The following is a 25,150-nucleotide window of genomic DNA, read 5'->3' on the forward strand; positions in this document are numbered from 1 at the left end:
CACCGGCCGCCGCGCCGAGCCGATCACCGTGCCACCAGGCTGGCACAGCGCACGGCCCGGTGGGCGCCGAAGGCCGCGCACCGGCACGCGCTACCCCGGTCGGTGGATCGCCCCGTCCAGCGCCGCCAGCGGACGGCCGCTGCCGCCCCAGCGGGCCGCGACGATCTGCGCGGCCACACTCACCGCGGTCTCCTCCGGGGTACGACCACCGAGGTCCAGCCCGATCGGGGAGGCGAGCCGGCCCAGTTGCGCCGCGGTGAGCCCCGCCTCGCGCAGCAGCTTGTGCCGCTCGTCGTGGGTGCGCCGCGAGCCCATCGCGCCGACGTACGCCAACCGGTGGCGTAACGCCAGCTCCAGCACCGGCACGTCGAACTTCGGATCGTGGGTGAGGACGCACACCACCGTCCGCCCGTCGGCGCGGCCCGCGTCCAACTCCGTCCGCAGGTAGCGGTGCGGCCACTGCACCACCACCTCGTCCGCCTCGGGAAAGCGCCGTGCGGTGGTGAAGACTCCTCGGGCGTCGCAGACGGTGACCCGGTAGCCGAGGAACGCCCCGATCCGGGCCACCGCGGCGGCGAAGTCGATCGCCCCGAAGACGATCATCCGAGGCGGGGTGGCGTACGCGGTCACGAAGAGGGTGACGCCGCTGCCGCGCCGCTGCCCGTGGTAGCCGTACCGGAGCGTCCCGCTGTGCCCGGTGGCGAGCAGCCCGAGGGCGTCGACGCGGGCGGCGTCGTCGAGCCGGTCGTCACCCAGCGAGCCGATCGACCGCTGGCCGGTCAGCGCCAGCCGCCGACCCAGTCGCCGCGCCGGATCGGCCGGCACCGCGCCCAGTGGATCGCCGGCGTCGGCGGCCACGCAGGTGACCACTGCCGCCGGTTGGCCCCCTCGGCGGGCGGCGGCGACCGCCGCCAACTCCGGCAGGGCGCCGCCGTCGACGCGCTCCACGAACACGTCGAGGACGCCACCGCAGGTCAGACCCACGGCGTACGCGTCGTCGTCGCTGACGCCGTAGCGGATCAGCTCGGCCGCGCCGGTGTCGAGCACCCGGCGGGACCGTTCGTAGAGGTCCGCCTCGACGCAGCCGCCGGAGACGCTGCCGGTGACCGTGCCGTCGATCGCCACCGCCATTGTCGCGCCGGGTGGTTGCGGCGCGGAGTGCCAGGTGGCCACGACGGTGGCCAGCGCGACCGGCTCACCGGCGCGGCACCGGCGGTGCACCTCGTCGAATACCTCCGGCACCGGCCGCCGCCTCTCCGTTCCGTCGTCCCCGTCCGCAGGATATGGCGTGCGGCGGCGGCCGGTGGGTCAACTCATCCATCGAGGAACAGCTATTGCGTCGCGGCGGCGTGGCGTGATGGGATGACGGGTACCGGGCGGTGCGAGGGCTGCCGCGCCACCGGTTGCCGGGTTCGTCACACGCGAGGGCGCCGGTCCCTGACAGGACCGTTGATGGCGCGCGTCCACCGGCCATTCTTCCGCCGGGGCACGTCGCCGTGATCGTCGCACCGCTCACATCAGCGGGGCGAGCAGGCCACGTCCCACCCGGTTGCGGCGGGACGGCTCGGGCGGCACGTCCCGCGAGTCAGGAGAACCCGTGAACCGTTCCCGTACGGCCGCGTTGCTCACCGCGGCCATGACCCTCGCGCTGGGCGCTGTCGCCCTGGCGTCCAGTCCCCAGCCGGCCGCCGCGCACGGCGCGGCGATGACCCCGGGCAGCCGTACCTACCTGTGCTGGCAGGACGGTAAGAGCCAGACCGGCGAGATCAGGCCGAACAACCCGGCGTGCGCCGCGGCGGTGGCCCAGAGCGGGGCGAACTCGCTCTACAACTGGTTCAGCGTGCTGCGCTCCGACGCCGGTGGCCGGACCACCGGCTTCATCCCGGACGGGCAGTTGTGCAGCGGTGGCAACACCGGTTTCCGCGGCTACGACCTGCCCCGCACCGACTGGCCGCTGACCCACCTGACGTCCGGCGCGCGGCTCGACTTCAAGTACAGCAACTGGGCGCACCACCCGGGCACGTTCTACTTCTACGTGACGAAGGACAGCTGGAGCCCGACCCGGGCGCTGGCCTGGAGTGACCTGGAGGAGCCGTTCCTGACGGTCACCAACCCGCCGCAGCAAGGCGCGGTCGGCACCAACGACGGGCACTACTACTTCAGCGGCAACCTGCCGTCGGGCAAGAGTGGCCGGCACATCATCTACTCCCGCTGGGTGCGCTCGGACTCGCAGGAGAACTTCTTCGGCTGCTCCGACGTGACCTTCGACGGCGGCAGCGGCCAGGTGACCGGGGTGGGCCCTGGTACCGGCACGCAGTCGCCGAACCCGACCACGCCGCCGCCCAACCCCACCACCCCGCCGCCCAACCCGACCACCCCGCCGCCGAACCCCACCACCCCGCCGCCGAACCCGACCACCCCGCCGCCGGGCGGCGACTGCATGGCGGTCTACAAGGTGAGCAGCACCTGGCAGGGTGGCTTCCAGGGCGAAGTCACGATCATGAATCACGGCAGTACGCCGTTCTCCGGCTGGACCGCGAGTTGGTCCTGGCCCAACGGGCAGTCGATCAGTCAGATCTGGAGCGCCACCCAGACAACGTCCGGATCGACGGTGACGGCGACAAACGTCTCCTACAACGGCACTGTCGCACCGGAGGGCACCACCACGTTCGGCTTCCTGGCCAGCTCTACAGGAACGAACGGAATACCCACCGTCACCTGCGCCCGCCGCTGACCACCACCCGTTAGTCGATCAAGAGGTTTGCGTCACCGAGGCAACTCGCGGTGACGCAAACCTCTTGGTCAAGATGGGTGTCAGCGGACCATGGAACCGACCACCGGCTTCGTGAGCAGGGCGGACTGGTTGCGCTGGATGCCCGGGTCGAGGGTCTTGGCCACGAAGATGGCGTGCCAGATGCAGAAGATCAGCACCGTCCACACCTTGCGGGAGTGGTCGGCCTCCTCCCGCTTGTGCTCGTCGAGCAGCCGCAGCGCGTACGACAGGTCGAGCAGGTCGCCCGCGCCGGAGGTGCTCAGCACGTGCCGGGCCCACTCGTACATCTCGCCGCGCAGCCAGACCCGGGTGGGCGTCGGGAAGCCCAGCTTCTTGCGGTTGACGATGGCCGGCGGCACCACGCCCTGCAACGCCTGGCGCATCGCGTACTTCGTGGCGTCGGAGCGCGGCGGCAGCTTCAGGTCCACCGGGATCTTCGCCGCGACGTCGAAGACCTCCCGGTCGAGGAACGGCACCCGCACCTCCAGCGAGTGCGACATCGAGATCCGGTCGGCCTTGACCAGGATGTCGCCGCGCAGCCAGGTGTACAGGTCGACGTACTGCATCTTGGTGACGTCGTCCAGCTCCGTGCACTCGGCGTAGATCGGGGCGGTGACGTCGGTGTAGCGCACCGAGGGGTCGTAGCGGCGCATCAGGTGCTGCTTCTCCTCCTCGGTGAACATCCGCGCGTTGCCGTAGTAGCGCTCCTCGATCGGGGTGGTGCCCCGCTCCAGGAAGCTCTTGCCCTTGACCCCCTGCGGGATCGCCTTGGAGACCGCGCGCAGGCCCTTCTGCACCCCGCCGGGCAGGCCGTTGACGGTGCCCAGCGACAACGGCTCCCGGTAGATCGTGTAGCCGCCGAAGAACTCGTCCGCGCCCTCACCGGAGAGCACCACCGTGACGTGCTCGGCGGCCTTCTTCGCCACGAAGTACAGCGGCACCAGCGCCGGGTCGGCCACCGGGTCGTCCAGGTGCCAGACGATCTTCGGCAGCGCGTCGATCATGTCCTGCGGACCGATCTTGGTGGGGATGGTGGTGACGTCCAGGTGCCGGGCCGACTCCTGCGCGACGTCGATCTCCGAATAACCCGGGACGTCGTAGCCGACGGTGAAGGTGAGGATGTTCGGGTTGAACTCCCGGGCCAGCGCGACCACCGCTGTCGAGTCGATGCCGCTGGACAGGAACGAGCCGACCGGCACGTCGGAGCGCATGTGCATGCGCACGCTCTCCCGCAACGTCTCCCGGATCTCGTGGTACAGCTTCTGCTCGTCGTCGACCGGCGCCGGCCGGAACACCGGCCGGTACCACCGGCGTACGTCGATGCGCCCGCCCGGGGTCCAGTTCAGGTACTCCCCCGAACCGATCCGGCTGACGCCCTTGTGCAGGGTGCCGGGCTCCGGGACGTACTGCAACGTCAGGTAGTGGCTCAGGTTGGCCGTGTCGACACCCGCGTCGCCCTGGTAGTTGCTGTGCGCGAACGGCAGCAGCGCCTTCTTCTCCGACGCCAGGTAGAGGCCGTCGGCGGTCTCCAGGTAGTGCATCGGCTTGATGCCGAAGTAGTCGCGGGCGCCGAACGCGCGCCGCTCCTGCCGGTCCCAGATGACGAAGGCGAACATGCCCCGCAACCGGGTGAGCACCTGCTCGCCCCAGAAGTGGTAGCCCGCCACGATCACCTCGCCGTCACCGGCCGTGGCGAACTGCGCGCCGAAGTTCCTGATCAACTCCTCGCGCAGCTCGATGTAGTTGTAGATCTCACCGTTGAAGGTGAGCAGGTAACGACCGTTCGCGTAGGGCAGCGGCTCGTGGCTCGACGCGACGTCGATGATGGCCAGCCGCTTGTGGGCGAACACGCCGTCCGCGTACCGGCCGGAAGCGTCGCCGACCACCTCGACCCCGGTCTCGTCGGGGCCGCGGTGGTGCAGGCATTCCAACGCTCCGGCGATGTGGTCGCGGTGCGCGGCGGCATTGCCGTTCGCGCTGAAGAAGGCCAGAAGTCCGCACATGGTGGTCATCTTTCCACGCGTGCTGTCGGCCCGTCGCAGCCGTCCGTCGATCCGGCCGACTCCCGGGGGCGTCAACGCGAACCGGGCGCGTACCGTCGGGATCAGCAACGAAGCGGAGGGAGTGGCGCAATGACCGAGGGACAAACCGACGGTACGCCGACGGACGGCACGGAATCGCACGATCCGGACTTCCCGGAGGCGTTCCTGTCCTTCATGCGCCAGGGCTGGCGCGACACCGCGCTCCCCGTGGCGCCCCGTGCGGAGACGCCCAACTACGCCAAGCGGCGTGCCGCGCTCTCCGCGGCCTTCCCCGGCGAGACACTTGTCATCCCCACCGGCACCGAGAAGGTCCGGGCCAACGACACCGACTACCCGTTCCGGCCGGGCAGTGACTTCGCCTACCTGACCGGCGACCACGACCCCGACAGCGTGCTGGTGCTGCGCCCCAACGGCTCGGGGCACGACGCGACGCTGTACATGCGGCCCCGCTCGTCCCGGGAGACCGACGAGTTCTTCCGCAGCCGCCACGGCGAGCTGTGGGTGGGCCGGCGCCACACGCTCAGCGAGAAGTCGACCGAACTGGGCCTGCCCACCGCCGACCTGACCGGCCTGGAGGCGACACTCGCCGACCTGGCGCCGGGGCGTACCCGGGTGCTTCGCGGGTTCGACGCCCGGGTGGACGCGGCCGTCCGTGGCTACGACGGACCGCGCGCCGAGGGCCAACCGGCCCGCGACCGGGAGCTGGCCATCGCCATCTCGGAGATGAAGCTGGTCAAGGACGAGTGGGAGATCGGCCAACTCCAGGACGCGATCGACGCCACCGTCCGCGGCTTCGAGGACGTGGCCCGGATCCTGCCGGCCGACCGCGCCGTCTCCGAGCGGCTGCTGGAGGGTGTCTTCGCGCTGCGGGCCCGCCACGACGGCAACGACGTCGGGTACAGCTCGATCGTCGGCGCGGGCGAGCACGCCACGATCCTGCACTGGGTGCACAACCACGGCGCCACCCGGCCGGGTGACCTGCTGCTGATGGACATGGGCGTCGAGGGCCGCAACCTCTACACCGCCGACGTGACCCGGGTGCTGCCGGTCAACGGGCGGTTCACCGCCCTGCAACGCCAGGTCTACGACATCGTGTACGCCTCGCAGCAGGCCGGCATCGACGCCATCCGCCCCGGCGTGAAGTTCAAGGACGTCCACCTGACCTGCATGCGGGCGCTCGCCGAGGGCCTGTCCGAGCTGGGCCTGCTGCCGGTCAGCGTGGACGAGGCGATGGACGAGAAGTCGACCGTCTACCGGCGGTGGACGCTGCACGGCTTCGGCCACATGCTCGGCATCGACGTGCACGACTGCTCCAACGCCCGCAAGGAGACCTACCGCGACGGCGCGCTGGGCGAGGGCTACGTGCTCACTGTCGAGCCCGGCCTGTACTTCCAGCCGGAGGACGAGATGGTCCCCGCCGAACTGCGCGGCGTCGGCATCCGGATCGAGGACGACGTGCTGGTCACCGCCACCGGCGCGGTGAACCTGTCGGCCGGGCTGCCGCGCACCTCCGACGAGGTGGAGACCTGGCTTGCCGAGCAGCGCGAGGCAGGCCCCCGCCTGCCCGGCTGACAAACACTCCTGCACCAGACAAACGCGCCGGCGGGCTGGTCAGCCCGCCGGCGCGTTTGTCTGGTGCAGGGTGACCAACCCGCCGATGTCCAGCCCGATCACCGCTCCGACCGTCACTGCCGCCCGGCTGGTCGACGCGCCGGCCTCTGCCTGTCCCGGGTGACAAACGCCCGCGCTGGGGGCCTCGCCGGGTTGACCACCCACGTCGATGGGTCCGGCCCCCGGGGTGGTCGCTCCAGCCTCGGGCGGGGCCGCCGGCCCGGTCCGGTCCGGTCCGGTCCGGTCCCTCCAGCCTCGGCCAACCCTCCGGCCTGGCCAATCCGCCCCGGTCCCGCCCGACCCGGCCGGCCTCGATCCCGTCCGACCTGGCCCGGCCCGCCTCAAATCCGCCCGACCTTGCACGGCCCGCCCGACCCGCCCGTCTCGATCCCGTCCGACCTGACCCGGCCCGCCCGACCTGCCCCCGGCCCGGCCCCGGCCCCGCCCCGGCCGACACGCCCCGCCGACACGTCCCGCCAGGTCGGCGCCGCCCCACCCCGCCCCACCCCGGTCGGCCCGGCCTGGCCCCTGGCCCGGCGCTGGCCCGCCCCGGCCGACCCGCCCCGCCGACACGCCCCGCCCGATCGGCTCCGCCCACCCCGCCCGGCCGACCCGCCGGCCCACCCCCGACCCGACCCGGCCCGCCCGACCTGCCCGCGGCCCGGCCCGGCCCGGCCCGGCCACGTGGTTGTGATCAACCCCCGGCTGATCCATTCGGTTTCATTGAAGTCGTGCTGTCTGCGCGCTCGGATACCGCGTTGTCGCGGAACCCGAGTTGATCATGCGGGCAGCGGCGGGTGATTGTGCTGCTCAGGTCCCTTTTTACCGACTTGCGCCGGGCCGCGTCGACAGGGGCTGACCAGCACTGACCCGCATCGGTTGCCCGCCGTTGCCCGACCTGAGTCGAATGCGTGGTTATCTCGGATACGTCCGCGTCGCGAAGATAGTTCTCATACGGTGGGGATCAGAGGCTGCAACCTATTTGTAGCTGGTCGTGGCGCCTCGGGCGGTGCGATCCCGTCTGGTAGCAGGAAAGGGCGGAAGGCTCTGATGTCCAACGACGTAACGAGTACCGACGGCGGGGCCTCGACAGCTCCGCCGACACGACGACGGCGGGCCCTCTGGGTCGCCGGCGTCGCCGGGCTGACCGGCGTGGTGGGCCTCGCGGCCCTCGGCGGTGTGGCCGCCCGGGACGACAAGCCCAAGTCCGACCGGGCGTCCGACGCGCAACCGTCGACAAGCCGGCAGAACGTCAGCGACGCCGGCGGCGCGAACGACGAGGGTGCCAAGAAGGACGGCGCCAAGGAGGACGACGGCCGGGAGGACGGCGGTCGGGAGGGCGAGTGGAGCGGCGACGACTGGAGCGGCGGCAACGACCGCTCGGGCCGGGACGCCAAGCACGACGAGAAGGACCGCACCAGGCAGGTCCCGTGCGACACCGACAAGCTGATCCAGGCGATCACGTTCGCCAACAACGACGACGGCGGTGTGCTGGAGCTGGCCAAGGGCTGCACCTACACGCTGACCCGCAACCAGGACGGCAACGGCCTCCCGGTGATCACCGAGAACATCACTCTCAGGGGTGAGCACACCACCATCGGCCGTGAGGCCACCGCTGACTACTTCCGCATCCTCAACGTCGGCCCCGGCGGGCACCTCACCCTCAAGGGCCTGAGCATCAAGGGCGGCCAGACGCTTCAGGCATCGCTGACCGCCGACCCGGCGACGGTCTGGGCACCCTACTCGGCCCTGGTCCGGTCCGTCGCGGCCGGCGCGGCACCCAAGCCGGCGGTCACAGTCGCGCCCGCTGGCACGCCGGCCCCCGCGCCCGCATCAGGCGCGACGGCAGCAGCCAAGCCCAAGGCCACAACGGCAGCCAAGCCCGCGGCGGCAACGGGAGGCAAGCCCCCCGCGGCGAAGGCCACGAAGGCAGCCAAGGCCGCAACAGCCGAGGCATCGACGGTCAAGGCCACAACAGCCAAGGCCGATGCAGGCAAGGCCGCAGCAGGCAAGGCCGCGGCAGCCAAGGCCGCGGCAGCCAAGGCCGCGGCAGCCAAGGCCGCAACAACCAAGGCAACGGCGGCCAAGCCGGTGGCCACGGTGGCCAAGCCGGCGCCGGCCGGGCCGGCGGTGGTGCCGCTGGTGGAGGAGCCCGGGTTCACCGACGGCGCCGGGGTGTTGGTGCAGCCCGGTGGGCAGGCGGAGATCCTGGACAGCGAGTTGCTCTACAACCAGTCCGGCGGCAACGGCGGCGGGTTGGCCAACTTCGGCAGCACGAGGCTCAGCAAGTCGACTGTCGCGCACAACACCGCCTTCTTCTTCGGCGGCGGCATCTTCAACGCCGGTGTGCTCCAGGTCGACGAGTCGAAGGTCAAGGACAACACCGGGATCATCGGCGGCGGCGGCATCTCCAACGGGGCGGCCGAGATCTTCACCGACGACGTGGACGGTGGCTCGGTCTGGGTCTACAAGAGCGAGATCACCGACAACGAGACGCTCGGCTTCGGCGGCGGCGTCCTCGACGTCGAGGGCACGACGACCCTGCACGACACGACGGTCAGCAGCAACACCGCGGTGCTTGCCGGCGGTGGTGTGGCGGTGGCCGACAGCCAGCTCACGCTCAAGCACGCCACGGTGGTCAGGAACAGCACCGCCGGCGTGGGTGGTGGCGTGGCGGTTGCCTTCGACAGCGCCGCGACGATCGAGGACACGGCCATCAAGGACAACACCGCCGGGTTCTTCGGCGCTGGCCTCTACAACGACGACAGTGTCACCACGCTGCGCGACAGCGAGGTGGCGGGCAACCGGGCCATCGGTCCGGCCGGCAGCGGCGGCGGCATCTACAACACCGACGGCGGCGAGGTCAGCCTGCGCCGGACGAAGGTGACGCACAACTTCGCCACCCTGCCTCCCGGCGGGATCTCCAACGGCCTCTTCAGCATCGTACGGCTGGACGACGAGTCCGCGGTGTCCGCCAACCGCCCCACCAACTGCCTGAACGTTCCCGGCTGCTTTTGACCGGAACGGATGGCTGATCCACATAGAGGGTGCGCCCCTCCGAGCCGGTCCCGGCGCGGAGGGGCGTACCCATTTGGGCAGGTCAGTGGCCCTCCGGGGGACGCGTGCCCCGCCGGGGTGTCCCAGCCCGTCCAGGCCGGACATGAACCGAATGTGGGCTTCTTTCGGATAAGCCCGCGAGGCGAGGAACCTTCTCATACGGTGGTTTTGGGAGCTACAACCGATTTGTAGCAGGGGACGCCCGTCTGACGGCGGCGACCCTGTCTGGTACGAGGAGAGGGCAGAGAGCTCCGATGTCCAACTACCTAACGAACAACGAAGCCTCCGGGCGGGCGACGGCCAAGCGCCGCCGCAAGCTCTGGCTCGCCAGTGGCGTGGCCGGTTTGACGGGCGTGATCAGTCTCGCGGCGGTGGGCGTCGCGGGCAGCGCCGGGGCGGTCGGCCTGAACTGGAACACCGCGCAGGTCAGCAAGGACGGCGACCAGCGGGGTGACGAGGCGCGCGACTGGGACAAGGACAAGGACCGGAACAACGACAAGGACCGGCACAACGACCGGAACAACGACAAGGACCGGGACAAGGACAAGGACCGGGACAAGGACAAGGACCACGAGCGCGGGAAGGAGGTGCCCTGCGACACCGACAAGCTGATCCAGGCGATCGTGTTCGCCAACAACAAGCACGGCGGTGTGCTGGAGCTGGCCAAGGGCTGCACCTACAACCTGAGCCGCAACGACTACCAGGGCAACGGCCTCCCGGTGATCACCGAGAACATCACCCTCAAGGGTGAGCACACCACGATCTCCCGCGAAGCCACGGCGGACTACTTCCGCATCCTCAACGTCGGCCCCGGCGGTCACCTCACCATCAAGGGCCTGACCATCAAGGGTGGCCAGACCCTCGAGCTCTACAACGCCGTCGAGCCGGCTGCCGTCTGGGCGGCCTACTCGGACTCCGAGGCGATCGCCGCGCAGGTGAAGGCCGGCACCCCGTTGGCCCAGGCGCTGAGCACCCGACAGGCCAACCCGAAGGCGGGTCTGAAGGCAGCGCCGAAGGTCGCCCCGAAGGCCACGCCGGGTGTCGTCACGCCGCTCGTCGAGCAGCCGGACGACAACGACGGTGCCGGCATCCTGGTCCAGCCGGGCGGCACCGCCGAGATCCTGGAGTCCGAGGTCGTCCTCAACCAGTCCGGCGGCAACGGCGGTGGCGTGGCCAACTTCGGCACCACGAAGATCTGGCACAGCACCGTGACCCGCAACACCGCCTTCTTCTTCGGCGGCGGTGTGTTCAACGCCGGCCTGCTCAAGGTCGAGGAGTCGAAGATCACCGACAACACCGCCATCATCGGTGGTGGCGGTATCTCCAACGGCGCCGCGGAGATCTTCACCGACGACGTCGACGGCGGAACCGTCGAACTCAAGAAGGCCGAGATCACCGACAACGAGACGCTGGGCTTCGGCGGCGGTTACCTCGACATCGAGGGCAACACCACGGCGTACGAGACGAAGTTCGCCTCGAACACCGCGGTCCTCGCCGGTGGCGGTCTCGCGGCTGCGGACAGCCAGCTCAACCTGCACCACGTCTCGATCGAGAAGAACAGCACCGCCGGTGTCGGTGGCGGTGTGGCCATCGCGTTCGACAGCGCTGTCACGTTCGAGCAGAGCAGCATCAAGGACAACACCGCCGGCTTCTTCGGCGGCGGACTCTTCAACGCTGGCAGCATCACCACGCTGCGCGACAGTGAGGTCGTCGGCAACCGGGCCATCGGTCCGATCGGGGTCGGCGGCGGCATCTTCAACATCTTCGGCGAGGTCAACCTGTCGAAGACGAAGGTCGCCCAGAACTTCTCCACCTTCGCGCCGGGCGGCGTCTTCACCTTCTTCGGTGAGGTGAACGTGGACGACAAGTCCGCGATCACCGCGAACCGCCCGACGAACTGCCTGGCCATCCCGGGCGGCGCCATCGAGAACTGCTTCGCCTGATCACCACCGGGTGACGCGACACAACAGACCGGCCCCCTTCCGCGCCAGGCGGAAGGGGGCCGGTTCGTGTCACTTCTGCACGAACACCGCCACGCTGCGCGCCGGTACGCTGAACGTGCCAGCCGCCCTGTCGAACGAGGCGGTACGCAGCACCGGATCGGCCGAGTCGACGAGCACCGGGTGCAGGGCCACGTCCGCACCGCGCAGCTCGGTCACCGTCTGCGTCGCCGCCTCCGGGGTGGCGTTGAAGACGACGGTCACCGACTTCCACGCCCCGCCCAGCCCGCGGGCGTCCAGCGTCATGGTCAGCACGCCCGGCGTCTCCTGCTCTCCCGACAGCGGGAACGCCACCCGCCGTTGCACCTGCTCGGCGGTGGCCAACCCGAACACCGGCGACGACGCCCGGACGCGCAGCAGCTCGGCGTACCGGGCGTTCGTGGTGTTGATCGCCGCGCAGTCCGGCACCAGCGCCGGGTCCGCCAGCAGCGGCTTCGCGTACGGCCACTTGTCCTCGTTGTCCGGCGCGGGCGGCAGGCCGACGCCGAACCCGTTGCCCCGGGCGCACCCCCAGCGGATCTGGTTGAACCAGTCACCGGAGTTGTACGAGTTGCGGTCCAGCGACTTCGACCGCAGCCGCTCGCTGCCGGCGGTGACGAAGCCGGTGCCCTGTCCCAGCACCACAGTGCCCAGTGCCAGCACCTGCATCCGGGAGCGGTCCGCCGCCGAGGTGGCCTGCGGCAGCTTGTACGCCAGCGCGTCGTACAGGATCTCGTTGTCGTGCGCGTCGACGTAGGTGACGGCCTCCCCCGGCGCTGCGGTGTAGCCGGCCGGGGAGCCGTTGTAGTCCACCTGCGCCCCGGTGACCTGCCGCCCGGCGGTGTCGGTGAACCGGTAGCCGCGCAGGTTGCCGGTCAGACCCACCTTGATCAGGTCGTGGGCGCGCAGCAGGCGGGCCTTCTGCTCGGCGGGTGAGCCGTTGACGTCGTCGCCGTTCGGGTCGGTGTAGAGCCCGGACGCGAAGCCCTGCGCCCGCGGGTTGGTGTCGAACGGCCCACCGCCGCGCACCGCGTCCCGCAGCCGGTCGTTGAAGGTGCCGATGCCGGTGCCGGCCATGTTGGCCTGGGTGGCCTGGACGAACCGGGCGTCGTTGGCGACCTCGCCGAAGTTCCACCCCTCGCCGTAGAGCATGATCGCCTTCCCGTCCACGCCGTCGCGGGCGACGGTCAGCCGGTCCAGGGCACCGCGTACGGCCAGGATGTTCGCCTTCGGGTGGTGACCCATCAGGTCGAACCGGAAACCGTCCACCTTGTACTGCCGCGCCCAGGTGACCAGGGAGTCGACGACCAGCTTGCCCATCATGGCGTGCTCGGGGGCCGTGTTGGCGCAGCAGGTGGAGTTGGCCACGGTGCCGTCCTCCAGCAGCCGGTGGTAGTAGCCGGGCACCACCTGGTCGAGCACTGACGTCGCGTCGGTGCCGGCCGCCGACGTGTGGTTGTAGACCACGTCCATGACCACCCGCAGCCCGGCGTCATTCACCCCGGCGACCATCCGCCGGAACTCGGTGGTCCGCGCCGCGCCGGACGGGTCGACGGCGTAGCCGCCCTCCGGCACTGTGTAGTGCAACGGGTCGTACCCCCAGTTGTAGCCGTCGGTGTCGGCGACCGCCGCCACGCACCTCTGCTGCTCCGCGGAGTCCGGCGGGAGCGCGGCCAGGTCGCAGGCCGGCTGACGCTGGTCGGCCCGCCGCTCCGGGATCGTCGCGAAGTCGAACGCCGGCAGCAGGTGCAGGTGGGTGACGCCGGCGTCGCCGAGGGCCTTCAGGTGGGTCATGCCGGCGGTCGCCGGGTCGGTGAAGGCGAGGAACGTCCCCCGCCGCTCGGCCGGAACCGTCTCGTCGGCGATGGAGAAGTCCCGCACCGACAGCTCGGTGATCTGCGCCCTCGCCGGGGACACCGGGGCGGGTTTGCGCAGCGTCCGCCAGCCCGCCGGGGCCAGCGCCGGGTCGTTCAGGTCGACAAGCTGGCTGTGGGTGGAGTCCGCCGCCAGGGCCACCGAGTACGGGTCGGTCACCGCGGCGGTGACCATCTTCTGCGCGGCGGGCTGCCACGCCTGCACCTCGTACCGGTAGTACCTGCCGACCCAGGCGGCGGTGCCGCGCGCCGACCAGACGCCGGTGCGGTCGTCGCGGCGCATCGGCACGGTCCTGGGCGACGCGGTGGGCGAGTCGAACAACTGCAGCCGCACGGTCCGGGCGGTCGGCGCCCACAGCGCGACGCTGGGCGTCCCCCCGACGAACGTCGGCCCGAGGGTCGCGTCGGTGGCCCGGGAGTACAGGTCGTCGAGCACCCGGGGGATCTGCACACCGGTCGCCGCGAGCAGGGCGCCGGCGGCGTCGCGCTCGGTCACCAGGAGCTGCCCCCGCAGCGCCGCCGGGACCTTCGCGAGGTCGCGTCGATCAAGGGCGAAGCTACGGTACGACCACAGGTGCGGGAACGCCGCGCGCTGAGCCTCGGTGAGCCCGTTGCGCTGCGCCCGCAGCGGCAACGTGGTGTACGCCCCGGTCAGCTGCCCGTCGACCACGCTCACCCCGCCGGTCGGCGCGGCGACCAGCGCGTACGTCCTGCCGTCGGTCGGAGCCGTCTGCCACGCCACCGTGGACCTGTCGATCCAGTGTGCCTTCTGCTTGCTGATGTCGGTGTCTCCGCTGGCGGTGGTCGCCGTCGTCGGCAGCAACCGGCCCGGCGTGGCGGCGAGCAGCCACACCTCCCGGCCCGCGCTGGCGAGGTCGAGCCGCTGATCGTCGGGCAGGTCCTTGGTGTCGCCGTTGTGGATGATGTAGTTCAGCGCGGTCGCGCCGGCCGCCAGCGGCACCCGGAACACCGCCCCGAACGCGTCGACGGACGTCGGCCGCAACGGCGTCGACCACTCGGTCGGGTTGGCCGCGCCGTCCCACACGTGCAGGCCCCAGTCGTCGTAGGTGTTGTCGGCCCGCCGGTAGTGGATGACGGCGGTGCCCTCCTCGACCGGCGGGTCCGGCTCGCCGGTGGCCGCCTGCCGGCTCGGGTAGATCGCCGGGTCGCCCTGTTTCAGCCAGATCTCCCCGGTGGACGTGACGTCGATGCTGCGGTCCTGCGCCACGTCCTTGACGCCGTTCCTGTCGACCACCACGAACCCCACCGACCGCGCGCCCGGCTTGAGTTTCACCCACGCGAACCGGCCGTACGCGTCCTCCCCCGCGAACGGCTGCCCCTTGGGCCACTCGGTGACGTACGCCGGGTCGATGTCACCCCAGGCGTACAGCCCCCAGTCGTCGTACCCACCCGTCGGGCGCTGGTAGTGCATTACCGCCCACTCCCGGGAACTGCCCTGCGGGGGCGTACCCACGGTGGCGGTGGACCGGGCGGTGGCGGTCCGGCCCCGGCCGTCGCGAACCACCGCCTTGTACTCGACCCGGGTGCCACCGGCCAGGCCGGTCAGGTCGTGCTGCACCGTGTACGGCGCGTGGTCGGCGCTGCCCAGCAACGTCCACCGCCCGCCCGCGACCCGGGCGGCGACGGTGACGGTGGCGAGCGGGTCACCGGTCACCTGGGCGGTGACCGCGGCCCGGGTGGCGACCGGCGCGTCCGGGGCGGTGATGGTGATGCGCGGCGCGGCGGCCGGGAGGGCGACCGGAGTGCCGGCCCGGTGCACCACCGCCGACAGCGGCGGCACGGTCACTGTCAACCTGCCGTCAGCGCCGGCCGCCGTGCTGCCCGTGCCGCCGTAGATGGCGGTGAAGGTGGCGCCGGGCGACCAGGTGTCCACAGGGACAGTCTGCGCGGTGTCGGCGTTGTTCACCGCCACCACGTACTCGGTGCGGTCGGCGGGGGCGACCCGGGAGGCGGCGAACACCCCCGGCCCCTCGGCGGCGTACCGGGTGACCTGCACGCCGTCGCGCAGGGCCGGATGCGCCTGACGCAGCCGACCCAGCTCGGCGATGGTCCGGTACAGCGGGTGGCCGGTGTCGAACTGGTCGCTGGCGTGGGTGCGGTCGGTGCCGAGCAGGTCGTCGTCGAGGTAGTCGGGCACCTTCGACGCGAACATGTCCTGCCGGGCGTCCTTGTCCCCGCCGGGCCCGGTGAAGCCCTGCTCGTCGCCGGAGTAGATCACCGGTTGGCCACGGGTCAGGAACATCAGCTGGTGCGCGAGCTGGTCGCGGCGCAGGTGGCTGGCCGGGTCGGTGCCCCCGCCGGCGACGAACGAGCCGATCCGGCCCATGTCGTGGTTGCCGAGGAAGGTGGTCAGCCGACCGGCGTCGGTGTCCCGGGCGGCGTAGAGGTCGTCGCGGGCGTACACGTCGGCGAGCGCCTTCGCCGAACCGGCGCCGGTGGTGTAACCGCGCGCGGCCTCCTGGAAGGCGAAGTCGAGGGTGGCCGGCAACCCACCCTGCCGGACGTAGCGGGAACTGATCTCCGGGTCGGCGCTGTACACCTCACCGAACATGAAGAAGTCCTTCTTGCCGGCCTTCTCGGCGGCCCGCTCGATGCCCTGGCTGAACTGCGGCCAGAACTCCATGTTGACGTGCTTCACGGTGTCCAACCGGAACCCGTCGACGCCGATCGCGCCGATCCAGTCCCCGTACGCCTTGGTCAGCCCCCGGACCACCTCGGGACGTTCGGTCCACAGGTCGTCGAGGCCGAAGAAGTCGCCGTACTCGCTGTTCTCGCCCGCGAAGGTCGAGTCACCCCGGTTGTGGTACATGGTCGCGTCGTTCAGCCACGCCGGAACCTTGACGCTCGCGTCACCCGGCTCGGGAAGAACCGGGGTGTACGGCCCGGACGCCTGGTTCACCGGCGGGAACGCGCGGCTGCCGTCGGCGTAGTTGCGGTCCTCGAACGCCCGCCCCTGCGCGTCGGTGTACGGCGAGGTCGCCTTGTCCACGTACGCGTAGGAGCCCTCGGCGTACTTGATGACGTCGGCGGTGTGGTTGACGATCACATCGAGGTAGATCTTGATGCCGCGCCGGTGGGCGAGCGTGACCAGCCGCTTCATCTCCTCGTTGGTGCCGAAGTGCGGGTCCACCTGGGTGAAGTCGGTGATCCAGTAGCCGTGGTAACCGGCCGAGATGTCGGTGCCGGCACCCTGCACCGGCCGGTTCTTGAAGACCGGGGCGAGCCAGATGGCAGTGGTGCCCATCCCCTGGATGTAGTCCAGCTTGTCGATGACGCCCTTGAGGTCACCACCGTGGTAGAAGCCCTTGTCGGCCGGGTCGAGCCCGGTCCGCAACCGGTCACCGGTCAGGCCGCCCCGGTCGTTGCGGGGGTCACCGTTGGCGAACCGGTCCGGCAGCACGAAGTAGAACTGCTCGGCCCGCGCCGCGTTGCCGCCGGCCTTCAGCAGCGCCTCGGCGGTGGGTTCGGTGCGCCACTGCGCGGCGCCGCCCACGTCGGGCGGGGCGCTGTCGGACGACCGGGGAGCGGCGGCGACCGGAGTGCCGACGAGGGTGAGGGTGAGCAGGGGGACGAGGGCCAGCAGGGCGGTGCGCGGTAGCGGCGTGGGTTTCATCGACGCCTTCCTCTGGTCGCTGATGGGCCGCACGCTAACCCTTGCCGAAACATTCTGCAATGGCTTGCAAACACAGTCGCAACACAGCAGCATCCTTGCGGAAGGACAATGCCCGCCGAGGTCAGAACCCGCCGCAGCGCACCCCGTCGACAGTGCACACCCGCGGAGTGCTGGAGGTCCGCTCCACGTGGAACCGCAACGCCACCGAACCGCCGGGCCGCACGTCCACCCCACTGACGTACGTGAAACCGTCGCCGGACTGACGAAGCGTCCCCTGCGGCACGCCCTCCACCCAGGCGGTCACCAACCGCCCACCGGAGAACTCCAACCGGACGGTCCAACCACGACTCTCGGCAGACCGGTTGACCATCGACACCTCGCCGATGAAACCCCCGTCGAAGCTCTGCACCACCCGGTACTGCCCACTCATCGCCGGCTGCCCCTGCGGAGCCCGACTCGGCGACCGCGTCACCACCGGCCCACTCGCCGGCGCGCCGACCGACGGTGACCGCGACCCAGCCGTGGCGCTCGGCGGCAGCCCGCTCGCCCGCCCGGACAACCCCGGCCGCACCGGCGGGGGCGACGACGCCGGCCCGGGAACGCTCGGCGCGCCCAAGCCCGTGGGCAGCGGCAACACCGGCGGCACCGGCGCGCCGTCCGGCGCAGGACTGGGTCCCCGGTACGCGCCCAGGGCCACGAAGAGCAGGACCACCATCACGAGGACACCAGCGCCCACCACGATCCAGGGCGACGACGCGATCGCAGCCGGACCGTGCGGCAGTCGCGGGGAACGACGCATGCCGGACATGTACCTCCTTCAGCGCACCGTCCGGGCAGCCTAGCGATCGGCGGCCGGAGCCGGAAGCGCCGACGACACGCCCCCGCCGCGCCACCCGCGCGACCCGGCTCAGCCGAGCCGGCAGTCAACCCCGTTGATCGTGCACCGGAGCGGCCGCTGTGCCGACTCACCCCAGCCGACGCGCAGCCGCAGCGTCCGAGAGTCACCCGCCTCCAGCGAACGCGTACCGCGCAACACGAACTCGCCGTTCCCCCGACCCCGCACCGAGACGCCGGAGTCGTCAACGAGCCGCAGAGCCCACAGGTCGTCGTCGAACGTCAACTCCACCGACCAGTCCACCGACCGACTCGACTCGTTCACGATCGACAGCACCGCGGCGTCACCGTCCCAGCCGTTCGTACCGACCTGGTACCGGGCAGTCACCGTGCCGTCCGCCGGCACGACCGGCACCGCCGCAGCGCTCGTCCGCCCCGGAGTCGGCGAACCGGTCACTGTGGCCCGCGGCGACGGCGTCCGACTACTACGCGACGGCCGCGGCGACACCGAGCGCCGCTCCACCCCCGCCGGAGTCGGCCCACCGGTGGCCGACGCCGCCGCCGGCACCGTCGGCAGGAACACCGACGGCGCAGCCTGCGGCGGGGCGTCCCGCTCCCTGGTCCGGAACGACAGCAGCGCGATCACCAGGAGCACCACCAGCGCACACACACCGAGCAGCACCACCACCCACGGCATCGATGCCAACACCCGCGCCGCTCGCGACCCTGCCGCACCGTCCGGCCGCACCGCCATCAGGTCTCCCCTCGTCCCCACCGACGCGACAGCGTAGCCAGCACCGCACCCACCGGAAACCCGGCGGGTACGGATCGGGCCAACCAGCCAGCAGGCCACGGAAAACGGCTCGACCCAACCGACGATCCCGGTCGGTAAGCGCACCCATCAGCGCGGCGGCACCCGCACCTCGATCTCGGCGCCCAGCCGAGCATCAGCGGCCAGCCCCAGATCGTCCCCGCTCCAGAACCGCCCCGGGTCGTACCAGTTCGGACGCCGGCCCGCCGGCAGCAACCCCATCGCCTCGTAGGTCACCGCCACCACCTCGGCGCAGTACGCCGTCTCCAGCGCCCGGTCCCGCTCCCCCGCCGTGGCCGGGGTCGCCGGGGTCCGGGTCGCCGGGCTCGTTGACGCCGGGCTCGTTGACGCTGTGCTCAGGGATGCCGAGCTCGGCGACCCCGGCCTCGGGGACGCTGCGCTCGGGGACGCCGGGGCCGACCGACGTGTCGGCCGAACCGGGCGTGGCAGCGACGGCACGCGGCCACGCACCCAGCGCCACGCCAACTGGGCCGTCGACGGAAACGGTGTGCCGTCCAACCGCGCGATCGTCCGCAGCACCGCCCGTTCCATCTCCGCATCGGCCGGCGGGTCGAGCTGCCGCAGCCAGGCCCGTTGGCCGTACCGGTTGGCCCAGACGCAGACCGCGTCCCGCAGGTCATGCAGTTGGACGCCACGCTGATGGGTGCCCGACCACAGATCCGGCAACGACCTGCCCAGCTCCGCGTGCCACATCAACGGTGGCATGTCGTCCAGCACCACCGCCATCCCGACGTGGTTGACCGGGCTGTTGGTGGTGAACTGGATCGCCCGGTCCGGCACGCTGCGCCCCCGGAACACCCACACGTCGCCGGTGCGGGTCAGCTCGACGGCCTCATCCAGGCTGATGCTCATGAGGGACTAGCCTAGGCCGATGCGGCAAGGATTGCGGTGGTGGAAGGTCCTCGGGCTGGCCGGCCTCGCTGGCGTGGCGGCGTCCGGCGTGGTCATCGCGCGGGCTGAACGGCGTCGACGCGCGTACACCCCGGAGGAGATCCGGCAGCGCCTGCGGGAGCGCCACGCCCAGGCCGGCGACGCCGCGAAGCCCGCAGACGGCGCCTGACCACCTGACCCTCCCCCGTGGACGTTCGCCGCACGGGGTGCAATCGGGGCGCGGTCGGTTGATCGTGCTGGATCCTGGTTGTAGTGGTCTCGTCCGCACGGTGAGGGGCCTGTTTCCTGGATCGGGCGCGATCTTGGGGCGCATGTCGTCCCGGGTGTGCCGGTGGCCGGTGTCCGGTATCGCCGCCCGGGCCCCGGTCTGCGCAACTTCAGGGATAGTGCTGCCTCAACCCGACGCGAGCCAGCACTATCCCTGAAAGTGCGCGGATCTTGGCTTGGGTGCGAGGTGGCTTGCTGGGGTGTGGTGTCCGGTTCACGGTTCGGGTTGTGGGACGGGTGTCCGCTTTGTCGGGGGTGTGCCGTGGTCGGGGCCACCCGGGTGGCGGAATGGTGGGTGGGGCGGGGTCGTTATACCTGGCATGCCGCCGCGACCTCGGGTCGTGGACACGTGGCAGCCCCCGGGGAACACCCGCGCAGCCGCCACCGTTACATCCCCCGCAGAGCCGAGCACCACCAGACAGGCCCGGTCCGGAAGAACCCTGGCGGAATGATCCGCCGCCCTGGACCGTTGCACCACCCTCCGGGACACCTCCGAGCAGGCCCACCCAGGCCGCCGGGCTGATCCCCGCGAACTTCCCCGCCCACACGCGTCCCCCGGTTGTGTGGTGTGGGTTTCCCCCGACATGCAGAGGAGCACGCCATCATGCGTACCGATCTGATTCGTAAGACTGCTCTGACCGCTGCTGGTCTCGCGTTCACCGGTGGCGCCATCGCCGGTCCGGTCACCGCCGCGTACGCCGCGTCGGAAGCCAAGCCGGCCACCCAGACCCAGACCGACCGTAAGCCCTCCGGTGAGCGTCAGCTGGGTGTGCGCTACGAGGCGCAGCCGAACTTCTACTACTGCGGTCCCGCCGCGACCCGCAACGCGTTGAGCGTGCAGGGTAAGAACATCAACGTCGATGACATGGCCAAGGAGATGGGCACCACCGAGGCCGGCACCAACTCGATCAACGACATCACCCCGGTACTGAACAAGGAAACCGGCAAGAACGCCTACCACAGCGTCGAGATCAGCAACCCCAACGCCGACGACAAGCAGACCGACACACTGCGCGCCGACATCGTCCGCACCGTCGACGACGGCCGGGCCGTGGTCGCGAACATCGCCGGCACCAGCACCGACACCGACGGCAACACCCACTCCTACGAGGGCGGGCACTACATCAGCGTCGTCGGCTACCGCGACAACGGCACCACCGTCACCATCGCCGACTCCGCCGACCCCAACACCGCCTCCTACCAGATCAGCATCGAACACCTCGCCGACTGGATCGCCACCCGCGGCTACGCCACCAGCTGACCCGCACCCAACACCACCGCAGCACCGCAACACCGACAAGGGCCGGACCCCACCACGGGGACCGGCCCTTTTCGGCATTGCCGAGGTCAGCGTCGGCTCAGCCAGCCCGCGGGCCCACGGACTCCACCGGCTCGACGTCCACCGCAGGTTCGGCAGCCTCCATGCGGTGGGCCCGTCGGCGCAGCCACCAGGTGCTGGCCAGGCCGGCGAGCACCGCGAGGACAAGCCCGGCCCAGGAGATGTCCTTGAGCCAGTGCTCGGCCGCCCGGCCCACGCTGAACAACAGGTAGGTGGTGCCGAACGCCCAGACCAGCCCACCGGCGGCGTTGGCCAGCAGGAACCGCCGGTACGGCACGCGCAGTGCCCCGGCGAGCGGGCCGGCCAGGATCCGCAGCAGCGCCACGAAGCGGCCGAAGAACACCGCCCAGACGCCGTGGCGGGCGAAGCTCTGCTCGGCCCGGACGAGTTGGGCGGGACCGAGATGACGGGGGAAGCGCCGGCCCAGTCGAGCCAGCAGTGGCCGACCACCGCGTCGGCCGGCCGCGTACCCGATGGAGTCGCCGACGATCGCGCCGGAGGCCGCGGCGGTGGCCACCCACTCCGGTTCGACAACGCCGGTGGCGGCGAGCAGCGCGGAACTGACAAGGACGATCTCACCTGGCAGTGGGATGCCCATGCTCTCCACGCCGATAACCCCGGCGACCAGCAGGTACACCGCAATCGGTGGCAGCGACACGAGCCAGTGCTGGACGTCGAACACGTTGACCCCTCCTCCGACCGGGCTCGAACCCTACCTGTGGCCAGCCGGCGCGCGGTCGGTCGCGCCGACCGTGCGGTCGAACGGCGAGGTCGACACCTCGGCGCTGACGCTCAGCTGCGGTGGACCACCGCACCCCCCGCAAGGCGTCCTAGGAGGCTAGGGATGAGGGTCGATCGCGAGACGGCTCCCGGGTTGCGCAACTAGCAAGACGGACGTACGGTTTTGTTGAGAGCGTAATCGGCGGTAAGTGTCACCTAACCTCGGCGGTGCCCCGACCGGTGCGACAGACTGCTCAGGACTACTCACGGTCGCTGGTGTGAAGGAGTACGACGTGGCGAGCCTCGACACCTTCGGTGCGAAGACCCAGCTACGCGTCGGAGACGCGAGCTACGAGATTTTCAAGATTGACAAGGTGGACGGCCACGCGCGGCTGCCGTACAGCCTGAAGATCCTGCTGGAGAACCTGCTGCGGACCGAGGACGGCGCGAACATCACCGCCGACCACATTCGCCAGCTCGGCGGGTGGGACTCCACCGCCGCCCCGAGCGTCGAGATCCAGTTCACCCCGGCGCGGGTGCTCATGCAGGACTTCACCGGCGTGCCCTGCGTGGTCGACCTGGCCACCATGCGCGAGGCCGTGCGTGACCTGGGCGGCGACGCCAGCAAGGTCAACCCCCTCGCGCCGGCCGAGCTGGTCATCGACCACTCGGTGATCGCCGACCTGTTCGGCCGCGAGGACGCGTTCGCCCGCAACGTCGAGCTGGAGTACGAGCGCAACAAGGAGCGCTACCAGTTCCTGCGCTGGGGCCAGACCGCGTTCAACGAGTTCAAGGTCGTCCCGCCGGGCACCGGCATCGTGCACCAGGTCAACATCGAGTACCTGGCCCGCACCATCATGGAGCGAGGCGGCCAGGCGTACCCGGACACCGTGGTCGGCACCGACTCGCACACCACGATGGTCAACGGCCTGGGCGTGCTGGGCTGGGGCGTCGGCGGCATCGAGGCCGAGGCCGCGATGCTCGGCCAGCCGGTCAGCATGCTGATCCCCCGGGTCGTGGGCTTCAAGCTCTCCGGCGAGATGCCGGCCGGCACCACCGCCACCGACCTGGTGCTGACCATCACCGAGATGCTGCGCAAGCACGGCGTGGTCGGCAAGTTCGTCGAGTTCTACGGCCCCGGCGTGAGCGCCGTGCCGCTGGCCAACCGGGCCACCATCGGCAACATGTCCCCGGAGTACGGCTCCACCGTGGCGATCTTCCCGATCGACGCGGAGACGATCCGCTACCTGGAGCTGACCGGCCGCGACGCCGCGCAGGTCGCGCTCGTCGAGGCGTACGCCAAGGAGCAGGGCCTCTGGCACGACCCGAACCACGAGCCGGAGTACTCGGAACGCCTGGAGCTGGACCTCGGCACCATCGAGCCGTCGCTCGCCGGCCCGAAGCGCCCGCAGGACCGGGTGCCGCTGGGCAGCGCCAAGACGCTGTTCCGCTCCGCGCTTACCGACTACGTGGCCGACGACTCGGCCGGTGAGCGCGACCTCAAGCCGAGCGTGGCGCGCGAGGAGCTGCCGCGCGGCGCCAACGGACCGGCCGACGAGGCCAGCGCCGAGTCCTTCCCGGCCAGCGACCCGCCGGCCAACGAGTTCAGCGACCCGGCCGACGAGCCGCGCGACCTGGAGACCGCGGCGGCCGGCTCCGGCGGTCGCGCCAGCAACCCGGTCCGGGTCACCGCCGCCGACGGTGTCGAGTACGAGCTGGACCACGGCGCCGTGGTGATCGCGGCGATCACCTCCTGCACCAACACGTCCAACCCGCAGGTGATGATCGGTGCCGCGCTGCTGGCGCGGAACGCCGTCGACAAGGGCCTGAGCCGCAAGCCGTGGGTGAAGACCACCCTGGCGCCCGGCTCGAAGGTCGTCATGGACTACTACGAGCGGGCCGGCCTCACGCCGTACCTGGACAAGCTCGGCTTCAACCTGGTCGGCTACGGCTGCACCACCTGCATCGGCAACTCGGGCCCGCTGCCCGAGGAGGTGTCCGCCGCGGTCAACGAGCACGACCTGTCGGTCGTCTCGGTGCTGTCGGGCAACCGGAACTTCGAGGGCCGGATCAACCCGGACGTCAAGATGAACTACCTGGCGTCCCCGCCGCTGGTGGTGGCGTACGCGCTCGCCGGCACGATGGACATCGACCTGGCCAACGAGCCGATCGGTGAGGACACCGAGGGCAACCCGGTCTACCTGCGGGAGATCTGGCCGAACAGCGCCGAGATCCAGGACGTCATCGCCCAGGCGATCGGCGCGACCGGGTTCAGTGCCGCGTACGCCGATGTCTTCGCCGGCGACGAGCGGTGGCAGTCGCTGCCCACCCCGACCGGCGACACCTTCGCCTGGGAGAGCGACTCCACCTACGTGCGTAAGCCCCCGTACTTCGAGGGCATGCAGCAGGAGCCGAGCCCGGTCGTGGACATCGCCGGCGCCCGGGTGCTGGCCAAGCTTGGTGACTCGGTGACCACCGACCACATCTCGCCGGCCGGCGCGATCAAGGCCGACTCCCCGGCCGGCACGTACCTGGCCGAGCACGGTGTGCCGCGGCACGAGTTCAACTCGTACGGGTCCCGCCGGGGCAACCACGAGGTGATGATCCGGGGCACGTTCGCCAACATCCGGCTGCGCAACCAGCTGGTCCCCGGGGTGGAGGGTGGCTTCACCGTCAACCACCTCACCGGTGAGCAGACCTCGATCTACGACGCCTCGGTGGCCTACCAGGAGGCGGGCATCCCGCTGGTCGTGCTGGCCGGCAAGGAGTACGGTTCGGGCTCGTCGCGGGACTGGGCGGCCAAGGGCACCATGCTGCTGGGTGTGCGGGCGGTCATCGCCGAGTCGTACGAGCGGATCCACCGCTCCAACCTGATCGGCATGGGCGTGCTGCCGTTGCAGTTCCCGGTGGATGTCACCGCCGAGTCGCTCGGCCTGACCGGCACGGAGACGTTCACCATCACCGGGGTGACCGCCCTGAACGACGGGGACACCCCGCGTACGGTGCAGGTCAGCACCGACACCGGCGTGGAGTTCGACGCGGTGGTGCGGATCGACACCCCGGGTGAGGCGGACTACTACCGGCACGGCGGCATCCTGCAGTACGTGCTGCGCCGCATGATCGCCAACTGACGTACCGACGGCACCAGGCTCCTTCCCGCCTCGGCGGGAAGGAGCCTGCGTCGTTTCCGGCGCCGCTCCTCGTACCGGGGGTTGAGGAGGTGCACGGTGGCCAGTGAACCTGCGGCCCGGGCCCAATTCCTGGCGTCGGCCAGGCGCGGCTGAACCTCTGAGAGGT

Annotated in this window: 14 protein-coding genes; 7 read left to right on the plus strand and 7 right to left on the minus strand. The window is 70.9% G+C overall.

Annotation, left to right across the window (positions count from 1 at the left end):
- Positions 1 to 90 precede the first annotated feature (90 nt).
- Positions 91 to 1,242: an XdhC family protein gene (locus ACQPWW_RS24105; RefSeq protein WP_433125728.1), complete on the minus strand. Its 1,152-nt coding sequence runs from the start codon at positions 1,240 to 1,242 to the stop codon at positions 91 to 93.
- A 394-nt stretch (positions 1,243 to 1,636) separates the two neighbouring features.
- On the opposite strand from ACQPWW_RS24105, the gene ACQPWW_RS24110 reads away from it, so the two are divergent.
- A complete protein-coding gene (locus ACQPWW_RS24110) occupies positions 1,637 to 2,734 on the plus strand; it encodes a lytic polysaccharide monooxygenase (protein WP_433134528.1) in 1,098 nt (365 codons plus the stop codon).
- 80 nt (positions 2,735 to 2,814) lie between these two features.
- Here ACQPWW_RS24110 and asnB read toward each other — a convergent pair whose 3' ends face one another.
- Positions 2,815 to 4,776: an asparagine synthase (glutamine-hydrolyzing) gene (gene asnB, locus ACQPWW_RS24115; RefSeq protein WP_433125730.1), complete on the minus strand. Its 1,962-nt coding sequence runs from the start codon at positions 4,774 to 4,776 to the stop codon at positions 2,815 to 2,817.
- A gap of 129 nt (positions 4,777 to 4,905) precedes the next feature.
- Here asnB and ACQPWW_RS24120 point away from each other — a divergent pair, with 129 nt between their 5' ends.
- The 3 genes from ACQPWW_RS24120 (at position 4,906) to ACQPWW_RS24130 (ending at position 11,426) form a co-directional block, all read left to right on the plus strand.
- Positions 4,906 to 6,387 (plus strand): aminopeptidase P family protein, encoded by a 1,482-nt coding sequence (locus ACQPWW_RS24120; protein WP_433125731.1) that lies wholly within the window; start codon positions 4,906 to 4,908, stop codon positions 6,385 to 6,387.
- A gap of 1,089 nt (positions 6,388 to 7,476) precedes the next feature.
- Positions 7,477 to 9,444, plus strand: coding sequence for a hypothetical protein (locus ACQPWW_RS24125; RefSeq protein WP_433125733.1), 1,968 nt, complete (start codon positions 7,477 to 7,479; stop codon positions 9,442 to 9,444).
- Between the two features lie 293 nt (positions 9,445 to 9,737).
- Positions 9,738 to 11,426 carry a hypothetical protein gene (locus ACQPWW_RS24130; protein ID WP_433125734.1) on the plus strand — a complete coding sequence of 563 codons (1,689 nt, stop codon included), beginning with the start codon at positions 9,738 to 9,740 and terminating at the stop codon, positions 11,424 to 11,426.
- Positions 11,427 to 11,495: 69 nt separating this feature from the next.
- Here the strand turns inward: ACQPWW_RS24130 and pulA are convergent, their stop codons facing one another.
- From pulA to ACQPWW_RS24150, 4 genes are all read right to left on the minus strand, one after another.
- Positions 11,496 to 16,970, minus strand: a complete 5,475-nt coding sequence (gene pulA / locus ACQPWW_RS24135; RefSeq protein ID WP_433125735.1) for a pullulanase-type alpha-1,6-glucosidase — start codon at positions 16,968 to 16,970, stop codon at positions 11,496 to 11,498.
- Between the two features lie 121 nt (positions 16,971 to 17,091).
- The gene (locus ACQPWW_RS24140; protein ID WP_433125737.1) at positions 17,092 to 17,778 is read right to left on the minus strand and encodes a cellulose binding domain-containing protein; all 687 of its coding nucleotides are present in this window, start codon (positions 17,776 to 17,778) and stop codon (positions 17,092 to 17,094) included.
- A 99-nt stretch (positions 17,779 to 17,877) separates the two neighbouring features.
- Positions 17,878 to 18,558 carry a hypothetical protein gene (locus ACQPWW_RS24145; RefSeq protein WP_433125738.1) on the minus strand — a complete coding sequence of 227 codons (681 nt, stop codon included), beginning with the start codon at positions 18,556 to 18,558 and terminating at the stop codon, positions 17,878 to 17,880.
- 147 nt (positions 18,559 to 18,705) lie between these two features.
- Positions 18,706 to 19,488 (minus strand): hypothetical protein, encoded by a 783-nt coding sequence (locus ACQPWW_RS24150; RefSeq protein WP_433125740.1) that lies wholly within the window; start codon positions 19,486 to 19,488, stop codon positions 18,706 to 18,708.
- 19 nt (positions 19,489 to 19,507) lie between these two features.
- On the opposite strand from ACQPWW_RS24150, the gene ACQPWW_RS24155 reads away from it, so the two are divergent.
- Both ACQPWW_RS24155 and ACQPWW_RS24160 read left to right on the plus strand, forming a co-directional pair.
- Positions 19,508 to 19,696 (plus strand): hypothetical protein, encoded by a 189-nt coding sequence (locus ACQPWW_RS24155; protein ID WP_433125741.1) that lies wholly within the window; start codon positions 19,508 to 19,510, stop codon positions 19,694 to 19,696.
- A 702-nt stretch (positions 19,697 to 20,398) separates the two neighbouring features.
- Complete coding sequence (locus ACQPWW_RS24160) at positions 20,399 to 21,055, plus strand: C39 family peptidase (protein ID WP_433125743.1); 657 nt, start codon at positions 20,399 to 20,401, stop codon at positions 21,053 to 21,055.
- Positions 21,056 to 21,152: 97 nt separating this feature from the next.
- Here ACQPWW_RS24160 and ACQPWW_RS24165 read toward each other — a convergent pair whose 3' ends face one another.
- Positions 21,153 to 21,815 (minus strand): DedA family protein, encoded by a 663-nt coding sequence (locus tag ACQPWW_RS24165; protein WP_433125744.1) that lies wholly within the window; start codon positions 21,813 to 21,815, stop codon positions 21,153 to 21,155.
- 316 nt (positions 21,816 to 22,131) lie between these two features.
- Between ACQPWW_RS24165 and ACQPWW_RS24170 the strand changes: the two genes are divergently transcribed.
- On the plus strand, positions 22,132 to 24,984 hold the full coding sequence (locus ACQPWW_RS24170; RefSeq protein WP_433125745.1) for an aconitate hydratase: 2,853 nt from the start codon (positions 22,132 to 22,134) through the stop codon (positions 24,982 to 24,984).
- The last annotated feature ends 166 nt before the right edge of the window (positions 24,985 to 25,150 follow it).

The organism is Micromonospora sp. CA-240977, from assembly GCF_050942285.1.
GTDB lineage: Bacteria > Actinomycetota > Actinomycetes > Mycobacteriales > Micromonosporaceae > Micromonospora.